Annotated in this window: 14 protein-coding genes and 2 pseudogenes; 8 read left to right on the top strand and 8 right to left on the bottom strand. The window is 60.0% G+C overall.

Annotated elements, in window-relative coordinates; translation table 11 throughout:
* The first annotated feature begins 21 nt into the window (after positions 1-21).
* Complete coding sequence (gene budC, locus GTP69_RS24055) at positions 22-783, top strand: meso-2,3-butanediol dehydrogenase (protein ID WP_161057244.1); 762 nt, start codon at positions 22-24, stop codon at positions 781-783.
* On the opposite strand, the gene GTP69_RS24050 is transcribed toward budC, so the two are convergent.
* Positions 761-2488 carry an FAD-binding oxidoreductase gene (locus tag GTP69_RS24050; RefSeq protein ID WP_161057243.1) on the bottom strand — a complete coding sequence of 576 codons (1728 nt, stop codon included), beginning with the start codon at positions 2486-2488 and terminating at the stop codon, positions 761-763. The genes budC and GTP69_RS24050 overlap by 23 nt on opposite strands.
* 271 nt (positions 2489-2759) lie before the next feature.
* Between GTP69_RS24050 and GTP69_RS31475 the strand changes: the two are divergent.
* A pseudogene (locus GTP69_RS31475) lies at positions 2760-2864 on the top strand (TOBE domain-containing protein); the annotation flags it as partial.
* A gap of 96 nt (positions 2865-2960) precedes the next feature.
* Here GTP69_RS31475 and hemC read toward each other — a convergent pair.
* Together hemC and GTP69_RS24040 are read right to left on the bottom strand one after the other, a co-directional pair.
* Complete coding sequence (gene hemC / locus GTP69_RS24045; RefSeq protein ID WP_161057242.1) at positions 2961-3908, bottom strand: hydroxymethylbilane synthase; 948 nt, start codon at positions 3906-3908, stop codon at positions 2961-2963.
* A gap of 14 nt (positions 3909-3922) precedes the next feature.
* The gene (locus GTP69_RS24040; RefSeq protein WP_161057241.1) at positions 3923-4966 is read right to left on the bottom strand and encodes an HD domain-containing phosphohydrolase; all 1044 of its coding nucleotides are present in this window, start codon (positions 4964-4966) and stop codon (positions 3923-3925) included.
* Between the two features lie 119 nt (positions 4967-5085).
* On the opposite strand from GTP69_RS24040, the gene GTP69_RS24035 reads away from it, so the two are divergent.
* On the top strand, positions 5086-5526 hold the full coding sequence (locus tag GTP69_RS24035) for a MarR family winged helix-turn-helix transcriptional regulator (RefSeq protein WP_161057240.1): 441 nt from the start codon (positions 5086-5088) through the stop codon (positions 5524-5526).
* A 103-nt stretch (positions 5527-5629) separates the two neighbouring features.
* Positions 5630-5944, top strand: a complete 315-nt coding sequence (locus GTP69_RS24030) for a cupin domain-containing protein (protein WP_161057239.1) — start codon at positions 5630-5632, stop codon at positions 5942-5944.
* On the opposite strand, the gene GTP69_RS24025 is transcribed toward GTP69_RS24030, so the two are convergent.
* Positions 5928-6542, bottom strand: coding sequence for a LysE family translocator (locus tag GTP69_RS24025; RefSeq protein ID WP_161057238.1), 615 nt, complete (start codon positions 6540-6542; stop codon positions 5928-5930). The two genes, GTP69_RS24030 and GTP69_RS24025, sit on opposite strands and share 17 nt — an antisense overlap.
* A gap of 67 nt (positions 6543-6609) precedes the next feature.
* Between GTP69_RS24025 and GTP69_RS24020 the strand changes: the two genes are divergently transcribed.
* The gene (locus tag GTP69_RS24020; protein WP_161057237.1) at positions 6610-7536 is read left to right on the top strand and encodes a LysR family transcriptional regulator; all 927 of its coding nucleotides are present in this window, start codon (positions 6610-6612) and stop codon (positions 7534-7536) included.
* Between the two features lie 10 nt (positions 7537-7546).
* On the opposite strand, the gene GTP69_RS24015 is transcribed toward GTP69_RS24020, so the two are convergent.
* On the bottom strand, positions 7547-8302 hold the full coding sequence (locus tag GTP69_RS24015; protein ID WP_161057236.1) for an aspartate/glutamate racemase family protein: 756 nt from the start codon (positions 8300-8302) through the stop codon (positions 7547-7549).
* On the opposite strand from GTP69_RS24015, the gene GTP69_RS24010 reads away from it, so the two are divergent.
* On the top strand, positions 8289-8825 hold the full coding sequence (locus tag GTP69_RS24010) for a GNAT family N-acetyltransferase (protein ID WP_161057235.1): 537 nt from the start codon (positions 8289-8291) through the stop codon (positions 8823-8825). The two genes, GTP69_RS24015 and GTP69_RS24010, sit on opposite strands and share 14 nt — an antisense overlap.
* Here the strand turns inward: GTP69_RS24010 and GTP69_RS24005 are convergent.
* Entirely contained in the window at positions 8774-9208 is a 435-nt protein-coding gene (locus GTP69_RS24005; protein WP_161057234.1) for a winged helix-turn-helix transcriptional regulator, read from the bottom strand. The genes GTP69_RS24010 and GTP69_RS24005 overlap by 52 nt on opposite strands.
* 100 nt (positions 9209-9308) lie before the next feature.
* Here GTP69_RS24005 and GTP69_RS24000 point away from each other — a divergent pair, with 100 nt between their 5' ends.
* Positions 9309-10220 (top strand): NmrA/HSCARG family protein, encoded by a 912-nt coding sequence (locus GTP69_RS24000; protein WP_161057233.1) that lies wholly within the window; start codon positions 9309-9311, stop codon positions 10218-10220.
* An 82-nt stretch (positions 10221-10302) separates the two neighbouring features.
* Positions 10303-11166: a subclass B3 metallo-beta-lactamase gene (gene bla / locus GTP69_RS23995; RefSeq protein WP_161057232.1), complete on the top strand. Its 864-nt coding sequence runs from the start codon at positions 10303-10305 to the stop codon at positions 11164-11166.
* A 4-nt stretch (positions 11167-11170) separates the two neighbouring features.
* Here bla and GTP69_RS31470 read toward each other — a convergent pair whose 3' ends face one another.
* Positions 11171-11896: a Fic family protein gene (locus GTP69_RS31470; protein WP_229261133.1), complete on the bottom strand. Its 726-nt coding sequence runs from the start codon at positions 11894-11896 to the stop codon at positions 11171-11173.
* Positions 11897-12027: 131 nt separating this feature from the next.
* A pseudogene (locus GTP69_RS31465) lies at positions 12028-12240 on the bottom strand (Fic/DOC family N-terminal domain-containing protein); the annotation flags it as partial.
* Positions 12241-12443: the final 203 nt, after the last annotated feature.

Here is a 12443-nt window from a genome sequence, read left to right as displayed (position 1 = left end):
GACCTCCACGAAAGGAAAAAGATGAACCGCTTTAAAGATAAAACTGTACTGATCACCGGCGCCGCTTCCGGCATGGGCCTGGCGGCTACCCGCCGCTTCCTCGATGAAGGCGCGCGCGTCACGATGCTGGATATCGACGAGGGCAGCCTCAGGGAAGCCGCTGCAAAATTTCCACAGGACCGCGTTCTGGTGCAAGTTGGCGATACCGCTGACCAGCAAACTGCGGCGGTCGCCGTCAAAGCGACCGTCGAGCGCTTCGGCGGGCTGGATGTCCTGATTAATAACGCCGGCGTCGCCAGCGAGGGCGACATCATGAAGACCAGCGAAGCAGACTTCGAGCGCGTGATGGCGGTCAATGTCACCGGTTACTTCCACATGGCCAAAGCCGCGATGCCGGCGCTGGTGAAGGCCGGCGGCTCGATCGTCATGACCTCGTCCGTGTCAGGGCTGGGCGGCGACTGGGAAATGTTTGCTTATAACACGTCGAAAGGCGCGGTCAGCAACATGGTGCGCGCGATGGCCCTGGATGCGGCCAAGGATGGCGTGCGGGTCAATGCGGTCAATCCCAGCCTGACGAAAACCGGGATGACCAAGGATATGTTGAAGGATGCGGAACTGGTCGCCAAGTTCAAGGAACGCATGCCACTCGGCACGCCTGAAGACCCGGATGGCATTGCAGCCGCAATGGCCTTCCTTGCCAGCGACGACGCGCGCCTGATCACTGGCGTTAATCTGCCGGTGGATGCCGGCTTGAGAGCTTCTAATGGGCAGCCGCGCCAGTAAGTAGCAAGTCTTCGAAATAAGCGCCATAGTGCAGGTCGGGATGCCGGATGTGAATTTCCAGCACCCATAGTTGCGGTGACGGTTTGAAATCGACCTGCGCCATGGTGCCGTCAAAGTGTACAGTGTGTGGAAAGTCCCCCAGCCGGTGCCCGGACAACTCCAGATTCAGCACCCAGCCACGGCGCTCTGTCGCAGCGCGGGCGAACTCGTACAGCGCCTCGCCGCTGTCGCCGGTATCCAGCCAGTGTTGCCGCACTTCGTCAAAGATGATGCGGGCGTCCTGTTGGCAGCGCCGCATGTTGGCATTGTCGCCGGTCAGGAAGGTCATGGCACCGTCGCCTTCCAGTCCTTGCCAGGTGGGGCCGATGTCGATGAAGTAGATATCGTCCTTGCCAAGCACCACGCCAGGCTCGGACTTCTCGCTCCACGATTTGACGGTATTGCGGCCGAAGCGGACATAGACGCCATGCCAGCCTTGCAGCATGCCGTGCTCAGCTAACACTGCCTTGGCCAATTCAAGCGCATCTTCTTCCACCATGCCGGCATGGATTTGCGCAGCAATGAGCTGGATTATCTCGAAGGTGCGTGCGCGCAAAGCCAGCATGCCCTCTGCATCGTACCGGCTGCCGACCGCTTCGATTTGCGCTTGCGCGCGTGGTGTTTGCGTTTGAAGCTGCGTGTGGATGTCTAGCCGCAAGCCGTTCATCGCCGGCGTGACGGGCAGTTGGCAGGCCAGCCGATCGCCAGCAACATAGTTAACCAGACTTGCCAGCAGGCGCTGCTCGGCAAGCGATATGGACGGCAGAACCGCCGCCCATGCCGGTTCCGGGCGCACGCGGCAGGTGCCGCAGGACAGCTTGCCGCCGCATACGCCTTGCATTAGCTTGTTGGATTTGAGGCCGCGATAGAGGCTATCACCAACGGCCACCGCCGCCTGGTGGTGTCTTCCGTCGGGCAGCGTTGTCTCTACCTGCACCGTTGACGCTTCTGCATCCTGCACCGACTCCGCCGGCTCGAAGGTGTCCGCGAAGAACCGGCGTGAATCCAGGCCGCAGTCACTGGCCAGCAGCGCTTTGGCTTCGGTCACCATGGCGCCCGAGCCGCAGGCGTACACCTTCGCGTTGCGCAGATCCGGATGCCGCACCGCCGCGACATGCTGCACATGACCACGCTCGCCGGCCCATTCCGGCGCAGCTCTACTCAGCACCGGAACAAAGGTAAAGCGGAACGACTGCCGTGCCAGCTGTTGCAGCTCCTCCAGCAGATAAAGTTCATCCAGCACGCGCGCGCCCCAGTACAGCGTGACTGGCGGCGCATTGTCATCCGCCAGCACAGTCCGCAAGATGGCGTGCAGCGGCGCGATACCGGTGCCGGTGGCCAGCATGATGATGCTGTCGGTTTGGTCGTCTGCCTGCCAGGTGCAGGCGCCGAAGGGACCGTGCAGCGTTATTGCATCGCCCTTATTGAGCGTTGGCAGCCATTTTGCCATGCGACCGCCATGTCGCAAGCGGATGTGCAATTCCAGCTGGCCATCCGCTTGACAAGGCTGGGCCAGCGAATACGAACGCAGGCTGCCGCAGGGGAGTTGCAGCGACAAGAACTGGCCTTCGCGATAATGCATTGGCCGGTCGGCGCCATCGAGAATCAGGCGGTAGATATCGGCGCCTATTTGTTGCAGAGAGTGCAGGGGGAGTGCTTCAGTCATGTGCTTCACGTTGGGGCAAGGTGGCGCCGGCGGCACCAACACGGTGCACTTGCGTAGGCTGTTGTCTGCATCAGGGACAACGTACGCTGGCGCTATTCTTGCCAAGTATAGCGCTATATTCCAAGGAATATAGCGTAAGGTTTTCGAACACACAACTGTAAAGGCACATTCAACCTGGACGATTTCGCGACGGATCGCTCCTTGGTCGCCTATCGGTGCGCACTCAAGCAGATGGGGCTGCCATTTAGCCGGACGTAATTCAGGTGGGGAAGCAGATCTGACCAATGAAAGCGTGAGTGCGCTGGGACTAGTCGTGGGCCAGCGCGCCAGCGCCGTGTTCAAAGCGTCGAGCGTGATCGTTGGCGTGAAGATTTAAGGCTGTATTTCCGCCGCCGTTACTGGCGGCGGAAACGTGTAGGGCGTGTCCGAGCACGCCCTGCGCTGTATAGCAAACTTTACTTCGAGCATCAGTTCAGGCGGTCAGAATGTCGTCCGCGCCCTGCGCGCGCAGTTGCGCGGCCACGTGCAGGCCCAGCGCTTCGGGTGCGCTGGCTGGACCGCGTGCTTCGGCGGTGAGCATGCGCCTGCCATCCGGCGTGGCCACCATGGCGCGCAGGTGCATCTGCGTGCCACTGATGGTTGCGTAGGCACTGAGCGGCACCTGGCAACTCCCGCCTAGCTGTCGCGATACCGTGCGTTCGGCGATAGACACCAGTGCGCTCGGTGCGTGGTGCAGCGGCGCCAGTAGCGCGATCAGGTCGAGGCCATCGTCGCGTTGCGCGATTTCGATTGCCAGCGTGCCTTGGCCGGGGGCGGGGAGGCTGATTTCCGGCGGTAGAAAAGAGCGGATGCGAGCGGCCAGCCCCAGGCGGTTCAAGCCGGCGGCGGCGAGGATGATGGCGGCGTATTCGCCGCGATCCAGCTTGGCCAGACGGGTATCCAGGTTGCCGCGCAACGGCTTGATCACCAGTTGCGGATAGCGCGCCGCAACAAGCGCCTGGCGGCGCAGGCTGCTGGTGCCAACCACCGCGCCGGCCGGCAATTCGGCCAGCGACGCGTAGTGGTTGGAAATCAAGGCGTCGCGCGCGTCGTCGCGTTCCAGCATGGCGGCGATGACGAAGCCATCGGGCAGCGTCATCGGCATGTCCTTGAGCGAGTGGACCGCCAGGTCGGCGCGGCCTTCCGCCATCGCCGTTTCCAGCTCTTTGACAAACAAGCTTTTGCCGCCGAGCTTGGATAGCGTTTGCTCCAGCAGTTGGTCGCCACGCGTGGTGACCCCGAGGATGTCGACGTCGCTCTGCGGATAGAGCAGCTTCAGGCGGTCGCGGACGTGCTCGGCCTGCCACATGGCGAGCCGACTTTCGCGCGAGGCGATCACCAGTCTGGACGGGGCGTTGGCTGAGGAATAGGATGTGTTCATGTCATTCCTTGTCGTCAAATTAGTCTCAGGGTGACGGCCTTGAGCGCTGCCGCCGCGCGTGTGGTGCAATTCAATTTGCGGAACGCGCTTTCCATATGCGTGCTGACGGTGCGTGGACTAATGCCCAGCAAGCGCGCCGCTTCCTTGTTGGTGTGGCCCCGGCTGATGGCTTGCAGGACATCAGCCTCCCGTTCGCTCAGACTGATCCTGGAGGAGGGGAGTGCTTCCGGCATCGTCGGCATGAAACGCAAGGCATCGACTACGCCGGGATGAAAGCGTCCCGCGTTTGCTTCCTTGGCCAGCTCATCGCCCGCCATCGCCACGGAAAACGTTGGCCGCCACGGACGGGCCGACTGCAGGGCGATCCAGGCCGATGCTGCGGCCAGCACCTGGCCTTCAATCGGTATGGCGGCGCCGATGGCGCCGCGAAAGTTGCCTGAACCATCTAGCCGTTCACCGGCGTAGGAGGCGATTTCTGCCTCTACCGCCATCCCTTTTATTTCGCGAAGCGCGCGCAAGGTCCAATACGGCGCGATCCGCAAACGCTCCCGTACCGCCGGCGGCAGCGGCCGGGCTGCGTTCCACAGTTCACTTTGCACAGCGCCGCGGCCGATGCCGTGCACCAGCCCGGCACGATAGCAGCGTTGCTGCGTCGGCGCATCCAGTCCAAGGCGAATGGCGGCGTCACGGCTGGCGACGGCTACACGGCGCGAATGGCCGCATAACCAGGGCTGCTGCAAATCGATGAGGTCCGCCATCAGTTCCATCGACACCGTTTCCGAGCGCCGCGCCTTTGGATTGCAGGCCCAGGCTGGGAATGCGTTGTCCATGACTATCGGCGAATACGATAGGCCACGCATCTCCAGAATCAGCCCGCGCATAGCAGCCAGTGCGTCATTGCGGTTCAGTAATTGCATCTTGTCAGCCAGCGCCGGTGCTGAGCATGATGTCACGGCACGCAGAATGTTCACGCCGAGTTGCCCGGTATGTCCACCGCTGAGACCGCCAACAAACGCCAGCGAACGCTCGCAGTCCGCAAGCCGCATTACGTGCTTCATGGAGTCCTTTTATTGGTGTCACGATAAATGATATCGCGATATGTACTTACTATATCTGCGGTCAATTCAGATGTCCAGTAAAATATGTCACGATAAGTATTTTCAGGAAGACTGAACTCATGCCTAAATCTAAGACCACCATGCTGGAAGAGCAGCTATGCTTTTCGCTCTATCGCGCCAATCTGGAAATCGGCCGCGCCTATCAGTCGCTGTTCGATGAGCTGGGCATTACCTATCCGCAGTTTCTGGTGCTGAACTCCCTGTGGGAGAAAGATGGACGGACGGTCGGCGAGATCGCGCAACGCCTGACGCTGGAGTCCAGCAACATCACGCCGCTGATCAAACGGCTGGAAGCGGCAGGCATGCTGACGCGCCAGCGCAATCCTCTGGATGATCGGCAAGTGCTGGTGACCTTGAGCGAAGCGGGCCGGGCATTGCAGGGCCGTTGTACGCTGACGGACATCTTGCAAGATTCGACCGGCCTGAAGGTGGCGCAGCTAAAAGAACTCAACGCCTCGATCCAGGGACTGTTGCAAGCCTTCAGTGACAACCGGTCTTGACGGCCATCGGGTGATTACCCGAGTCGGCTGGAATTTCTTGACGACGCTGGCGTGGAAACGGCAACCTCACGTTCCTTAGCCAACCTCCTCAAGGAACAACATCATGATTTTGGAACGACAACAAACCCGACAATGGAATGACACCGAGATTTCCGGCATGCGTGTTGCCAACGTGTGGAATGAAAATGAAGATGGCAGTTACTTCGTCCAGTTCACCGAAGGCACCCGCTTCCCCATGCACGACCATAACGGCTGGGAACAAATCCTGATGCTGAGCGGCCGTATCCGTTTCGGCGATGTCGAATTGTCGGCGGGCGATACCTTGCTGCTGAAAGAGGGCGACATCCACGATGCGCTGGCGCTGACCGACGCCACCTTCTTCGTGGCGCATCGCGGCGATATCACTTTGACGAACTGATCGCAAGCAGCGCGCCGAAGCCCACCAGCAGGCAGCCAAAGGTCTGGTCGATCCGGCGCCGCGCCGCCAGCAGGCGAGCGCGGACCGTATCGGCGGAAAAGCAAAGCGCCACCAGGCTGAACCAGCCTGCATGGGCCAGCGCGATGAAGACGCCGTAGCCGATTTGTATCGGTAGCGGCGTGTCCGGCCGCACCGCCTGCATGAATAGGTTGACGATGAAAATGGTGGTCTTGGGATTCAGCACATTGGTCAGGAAACCGGTCCGTAGCGCATCCCAATCGGATAGCGATGCTGCCGTGGCCTGCGTTTGCTGCTGCGCCGGCTGCGCGCGGAGCATCTTGATGCCCAAATAAACCAGATACACCGCTCCGACCAGCTTGATCGAATGAAACAGCCACAGCGACCGGCTGATCAGCAAGCCGATCCCCAGCAGCGTATAGCTGACGTGGACTGTCACGCCTAGTCCGATGCCCAGTGCGGTCAGCACGCCAGCGCGCCGGGTCAGCATCAGGCTGTTGCGCGTGACCATCGCGAAGTCGGGGCCGGGACTAATGACGGCCAGTAAAGTGATTGTGACTACAACGATCAATTCGGACATTGTGTTTCCTTCTCCATGAATGCAACAATGCTGTAATCTTAGTGGGAGCGGGATAGCGGGTATAGCGATGATTTCTGACAGGGATTGTGAGTTGAACGCACAGATGATTGAAACCAGATTGCCGTCCCTGATCGCCTTGCGCTGTTTCGAGGCAGCAGCACGCCATGAGAATTTCAGCCGCGCTGCGGATGAGCTATACGTTACGCACAGCGCCGTTAGCCGCGCGGTTCGGCTGCTGGAAGATGAACTGGGGCTGCCCTTGTTCGAGCGCCGCAGCCGTCGCGTTTTCCTGACGGACGCCGGCCGCAAGCTTGCCCAGGCGGTGCAAGACGGCTTGGGCCTGATGCGCCGCGCCGCGCACGAAGTGCGTACCGAAGCGCGCCGTGGCCAGAGTTTGGTGCTGTCGTGCGAACCGACCTTGCTGATGCGCTGGCTGATTCCGCGCTGGCCGGATTTTCAGGCCAGACAGCCTGATGCGGCGATTCATCTGGTGGCCGCCGGCGGGCCGTTTTCTTTTGACAGCGGCATCGACCTGGTCATCCGCCGCGACGACTTTGTGTGGTCGGCCGATTACCATGCCGTGCCCCTGTTCGCGGAAAAGGTTGGCCCGGTTTGCCGGCCTGACAAAGCGGCTGAATGGTTTTCCAGCGGCCGGACCGGCGCTGCGTTGAAACGGGACGCGCCACGCTTGCACACCCAGACGCGGCCGGAGGCATGGGCCGAATGGGCGTCAGCGGCGGGGCTGCCGGTGACGCGCAAGACTGGCCAGACCTTCGAGCATTTCTATTTCAGCCTGCAAGCAGCGGTTGCCGGTATTGGCGTCGCCATCGGCCCGTGGCATCTGGTGCGCGACGACATCGCAAGCGGCGCTCTGGTCGCGCCGCTTGGCTTTGTGGAAGACGGCTCCAACTATTGCCTGGTGACGCAGACTGCGCCAACCGCCGGCAGCGTTCAGTCGGAGCTGATTACGTGGCTACAGGAGATGGGACTTTGATGTTTTTCGGTCAGTCTTCAAAGGCAAATTTAATCGCCGCCTCGCAGTGAATTTCTGTCGTATTAAAAATAGGAATGTTCACATCGGACTGGCGAATGATCAATGGCAACTCGGTGCATCCCAGGATGACGCCGTCCGCGCCGCGCTGTTGCAACTTGTCGATGATGTCCACAAAAACCTTGCGGCTGTTTTCTTCGACGCGGTTATGCACCAATTCGCTATAGATGATCTCGTGAAGAATATCCTGGTCCGCCGCCTCGGGGACGATCGTCTCAACGCCCAGGTCGGCGAGCGTGCGGTGATAAAAATTGCCGGTCATGGTTGGCTTGACGCCCAGCAGTCCTACTTTTTTAATGCCGGAGCGCTGCACATGCGCCGCCGTTTCGTCGACGATGCTCACAAAAGGCAGTCCGATTTTCGGCACCACGTCAGCAGCAAAGCGGTGCGCGCCGTTGGCGCAAATCAGGAAGAAATCAGCGCCAGCCGCTTTGAGGCGCTGGCCTTCTTGAATGATAAATTGCTGGATGGTTTGCGGCACGGTTTGCTCGACCCGCGCAGCGAAGTCGTACTGATTCATGCTGGTCAGAATGATGCGCGCGCTATGTTCAACTCCCATGCGCGCAGCAACAGCTTCGTTGAGCAGCCGATAGTAATCATGGGTTGATGCCCATCCAATGCCACCAATTAGTCCAATAGTTCTTTTTTGCATAAATTTAGTATATACCTTCTCAATAACACAGGATTTGATCGCAATGACCATCATCATTCGCCGCCCGCATGCGGCTGATCTGCAAGCTTTTCTGGACTATCGTAATGATGCCGAAAATTTGCGCCTACAACCGATTCAACCAATGCAAGCAGCCGATGCAGCGGCGTTTCTGCTGGCGCAATCCAACCTCGCCGATGATGCCGATAATTGCTGGATCATGTTTGCAGTTGAGCGCAGCGAGGACCAGCGCATGATAGGCGAAGTTGGCATTTATATCGAGTCGGCAACCAAGCAGACGGGCGATATCGGCTGGTCGATGAATCAGGCGTTCTGCGGCCACGGCTATGCGACCGAAGCGGCAAAGCTGCTGCTCGACTATGCGTTCAACGAACGCAAGTTGCAACGCGTAACGGCGTCCATGAGTGCCCACAACCTGCGCTCGATTCGCTTGTGCGAGCGCCTGGGGATGCGGCTTGAAAAGACCATGCGCCACGCGCAGCCGGTGGGCCACGGCTGGCACGACGTGCATCAATTTGTGCTGGAATCGCCAGCCGCATCGCCGTCGTGTTCGGCATCGTAGGCGCGGCGGCAGTGTTCAATCTGCGGCCAGTTGTCCCGAATCCATGAGGTGAAGCCTTCCAGCGCGGGAAGCATTCCTTTGCCCATCTCGGTTAATTCGTATTCCACGCGCGGCGGCACTTCCGGGTAGTAATGTCGCTTGACCAGACCGTCGCGTTCGAGGTTGCGGACCGTCAGTGTCAGCATGCGCTGGGTGATGCCTTCGATGCCTCGTTTGAGTTCGGAGAACCGCAGCCGGTGGCCTGGCGACACGGCCAGATGCGAGAGAACGAGTATCGTCCACTTGTCGCCAAGCCGGGCCAGAACGTTGTGCGGCGCGCAGGCTTTGAACCTTGGGCCGGCTGCCGTTTCTTCATAGGTTCGCCCGTTTATCGTCTTTTCCAAAAGTATCATCCTTGTGCCTGAGGTAGAAAAATGTGCCGTCTTGTGGAGGTATTTTTGCCAGTATATATTGGTAACCCTCATTCATTCACAAGGGAATTCCATGTCGGACGGTAAATCTATTCTGGTCTTTGGCGCGACGGGTCAGCAGGGCGGTTCGGTCGCAGCGGCGCTGCTCAAGGCGGGCTGGAAAGTGCGCGCATTGGTGCGTGACGTGGCGGCGCCGAAGTCGGTTGCGCTGGCCGAAGCGGGCGTTGATGTCGTGCGCGGAGACTTCGATGATGTCGCTTCGATTCGCGCCGCAATGCAGGGTGTTTATGGCGTCTTCAGCGTGCAACCTAGTTCGCCTGGCGGCACGGTCAGCGACGAGGACGAGGTGCGCTTCGGCATCGCTATCGCGAACGTGGCGGCAGAAGCCGACGTCGGCCATCTGGTTTACAGTTCGGGCGGTGCTGTCCGTGAGACGCCTAGCGGTTTGGGGCATTTCGACAGCAAGGCGCGCATTGAGGCGCATATCCGTACGTTACCGATTGCGGCCACCATCATTCGTCCGGTGGCATTCATGGAAATTCTGGTGATGCCGGGATTTGGACTCGACCAGGGCCAGTTCAATTTCTTCGTGCAGCCGGATCAGGCTATCCAGTTGTTGGCGGTGGAAGACATCGGCAAGTACGTGGCCGCGATTTTTGCAGACGTCGAAAAATTCGCCGGCGCGACGATCGAAATCGCCAGCGACGCGGTCACTGGACGCGAGTTGGCAGCGGCCTTCAGCGAGGTGGCTGGCCGCGCCATCACCTACGCGCGGTTTGGCGATGACGTGCTGGCCGCCAATCCTTTCCTGAGCAAGTTGACCGCGCTGGTTGATGCCGGCCGGCTGGCGGGCAGTGCCGATTTCGACGCGCTGCGGGAAATGAATCCGGAGATGCGCTCGCTGCGCGAGTGGCTGGCAGGAACTGGTCGCCAGGCTTTTTTGCAGGCGCTTGGTCAGGCCGGCAATTGGGCATATAACGCCTGACAAAAGGTGGCTTGACGAAATGCGACACTTGTCGCATTATTGCGATATCCGTCACATGGCGACTTTTTAGTTATCTTCGCAAATGAAAAAGCAAATTCTTGGATGTATCACGCTGGCAGCCGCATGTCTCATCACTGCCAAGGCGGCAGACTGGTATGCGCCACAGGAGCCGTTCCCGCTGTATGGGAATACCTATTACGTCGGCACCGGCGGAATCAGTGCGGTGCTGATTACCTCGTCGGCGGGACACATCCTGGTGGATGTTGGCGGACCGGAGGCGACCGAGCAGGTGGCGGCGCATATCCGCCAGCTCGGCTTCCGCGTCGAAGACATTCGCTACATCCTGAATTCGCACGCGCACCAGGATCATGCGGGCGCGATTGCCGATTTGCAGAAACTGAGCGGCGCGACAGTGCTGGCCAGCGCGGCCTCTGTGAAGGTGCTGGAGAGCGGCCAGCCTGATCCAGCCGATGCACAGTTTCCCAACCTGACGCCGATGTCGCCGATCGCACACACGCGTGCCGTGCGCGACGGCGAAATCGTCCACCTTGGTCCGCTGGCAGTGACCGCGCACTTCACGCCGGGACACACGCAGGGCGGCATTAGCTGGACCTGGAAAGCAGAGGAGGGCGGCCGCACCGTGAACGTGGTGTTTGCCGACAGCCTGTACGCGTTGGCCGCCGAGGGTCGGTATTTCAGCCGCAATCCGTTGTATCCGCACGCGCAGGCGGACGTCGAGCGCTCGATCGCCACCGTTGCCGCATTGCCGTGCGATGTGCTCATCTCCGCGCACCCGGAGCTAGGCGGCCTATGGGAACGCAAAGCCAAACAGGCGGCGCTCGGCGATGCCGCCTTCATCGATACCGACGCCTGCCGCAACTACGCCGCCAAGGCCCGCGTCACGCTGGCGCAAACGCTGGCCGCCGAAGCAGCGCCTGGCAAGTAGCGTATCAAGAAGAGAGTAATTCGATGTACGCCGGATAGCCAAAGCTTCGATTCTTGCGCTGACCAGTCATTTCCTGCACGATGCCCAAGTCCGTCAAGGTTTTCACGGCGGCGTTGGCGGTCGGATAACTTGTATCCAGCCGCTGCTTGACTTGTTCGACGGTGAAGCGCGGCATCATGGGTAGTGTTTCGAACAGGCGGTAGGCGGCAGCGCTGGGAGCAGAGGACGCCAGCAACCGGCGCCGGTCATGGGCGATCAACGTCGCCAGATCGACGATGTTGCGCTCCGCTTGAGCGGCAGCAATGGTGACTCCTTCAAGGAAGAAAACAATCCATGCTTCCCAGTTACCTTCCGTGCGGATGGCGGACAGCAAACGATAGTATTCAGCCTGGTGCTCTTTCAGATAGCCGCTGATGTACAGCAACGGCGCTTGCATCAAGCGCCAGTGTTCCAGCAATGCGGAAATGAGGAGGCGGCCGATCCTGCCGTTACCGTCCAGGAAAGGATGGATAGTTTCGAATTGGGCGTGAACCAATCCGATTTTGACCAGTGGCGGCAGGCCGCCGTTGTCGGCGTGGATGAAGCGCTCCAGGTCGCCCAGCAATTCCAGCAAGCGCTCTGGCGGTGGCGGAACGAACACCGCATTGCCGGGACGCGTGCCGCCCAGCCAGTTTTGTGTATGTCGTAATTCGCCGGGCTGTTTGCCGGCGCCACGAACGCCGTCCAGCAACAGGCGATGTCACTGATCAAGCGCACACTGATGGGGAGGCCGTGTTCCGCCTGAAGGTTGTCATGTATAAAGTGGAATGCGCGCAGGTAATTGCTGACTTCCTCCACGTCGTCGGCATTGTCTACGTCCATGCCGGCTTCGTCTTCGAACAAGTCTTCAAGCGTTGCCAGTGTTCCTTCAATCTGGGAGGTTAGCAATGCCTCTTTGCGCACGGCGCCATACAAGAGCCACTTCTCTGAGGGCACCAGGCCAGCGACGCCACTCAACCTGGCCAGAGCGAGTTCGGCGGCATGGTTGGCGGCAGCGTAGCAATCGGCGGCGAGCGGTGGCGCATCCGGCGGCATCGGGTGCGGTACGAATGCCCGGACGCGTTCGCCTAGCGTTGTCGTCATCACCAAGGTTCCAGTCGAGCGTGGCATTTTAAAGATTCCTTTAATACCGAAATCCATCTTAAAGCATTCTTTAATTTGCCGCTTGGTCTAACAGTGATATACTGCTAAGCCATTGATTTATCAGGCAGTTCGACTCAGGGGTAGCCCAGGTGGCT

The sequence above is a fragment of the Duganella levis genome, from assembly GCF_009857605.1.
Lineage (GTDB): Bacteria > Pseudomonadota > Gammaproteobacteria > Burkholderiales > Burkholderiaceae_D > Rugamonas > Rugamonas levis.
Note: the sequence above shows the minus strand (reverse complement) of the source record. Positions and strands in the feature narration are given on the sequence as shown.

Excerpts from the sequence above, each read along its gene's own strand:
- GTP69_RS24040 (WP_161057241.1), bottom strand. The coding sequence starts at position 4,966 with ATGAAGCACGTAATGCGGCTTGCGGACTGCGAGCGTTCGCTGGCGTTT.
- GTP69_RS24000 (WP_161057233.1), top strand. The coding sequence starts at position 9,309 with ATGTCGGACGGTAAATCTATTCTGGTCTTTGGCGCGACGGGTCAGCAG.
- GTP69_RS24050 (WP_161057243.1), bottom strand. The coding sequence starts at position 2,488 with ATGACTGAAGCACTCCCCCTGCACTCTCTGCAACAAATAGGCGCCGAT.
- bla (WP_161057232.1), top strand. The coding sequence starts at position 10,303 with ATGAAAAAGCAAATTCTTGGATGTATCACGCTGGCAGCCGCATGTCTC.
- GTP69_RS24030 (WP_161057239.1), top strand. The coding sequence starts at position 5,630 with ATGATTTTGGAACGACAACAAACCCGACAATGGAATGACACCGAGATT.
- GTP69_RS24015 (WP_161057236.1), bottom strand. The coding sequence starts at position 8,302 with ATGATGATGGTCATTGCGATCAAATCCTGTGTTATTGAGAAGGTATAT.
- GTP69_RS24035 (WP_161057240.1), top strand. The coding sequence starts at position 5,086 with ATGCCTAAATCTAAGACCACCATGCTGGAAGAGCAGCTATGCTTTTCG.
- GTP69_RS24020 (WP_161057237.1), top strand. The coding sequence starts at position 6,610 with ATGATTTCTGACAGGGATTGTGAGTTGAACGCACAGATGATTGAAACC.
- GTP69_RS24010 (WP_161057235.1), top strand. The coding sequence starts at position 8,289 with ATGACCATCATCATTCGCCGCCCGCATGCGGCTGATCTGCAAGCTTTT.
- budC (WP_161057244.1), top strand. The coding sequence starts at position 22 with ATGAACCGCTTTAAAGATAAAACTGTACTGATCACCGGCGCCGCTTCC.
- GTP69_RS24025 (WP_161057238.1), bottom strand. The coding sequence starts at position 6,542 with ATGTCCGAATTGATCGTTGTAGTCACAATCACTTTACTGGCCGTCATT.
- hemC (WP_161057242.1), bottom strand. The coding sequence starts at position 3,908 with ATGAACACATCCTATTCCTCAGCCAACGCCCCGTCCAGACTGGTGATC.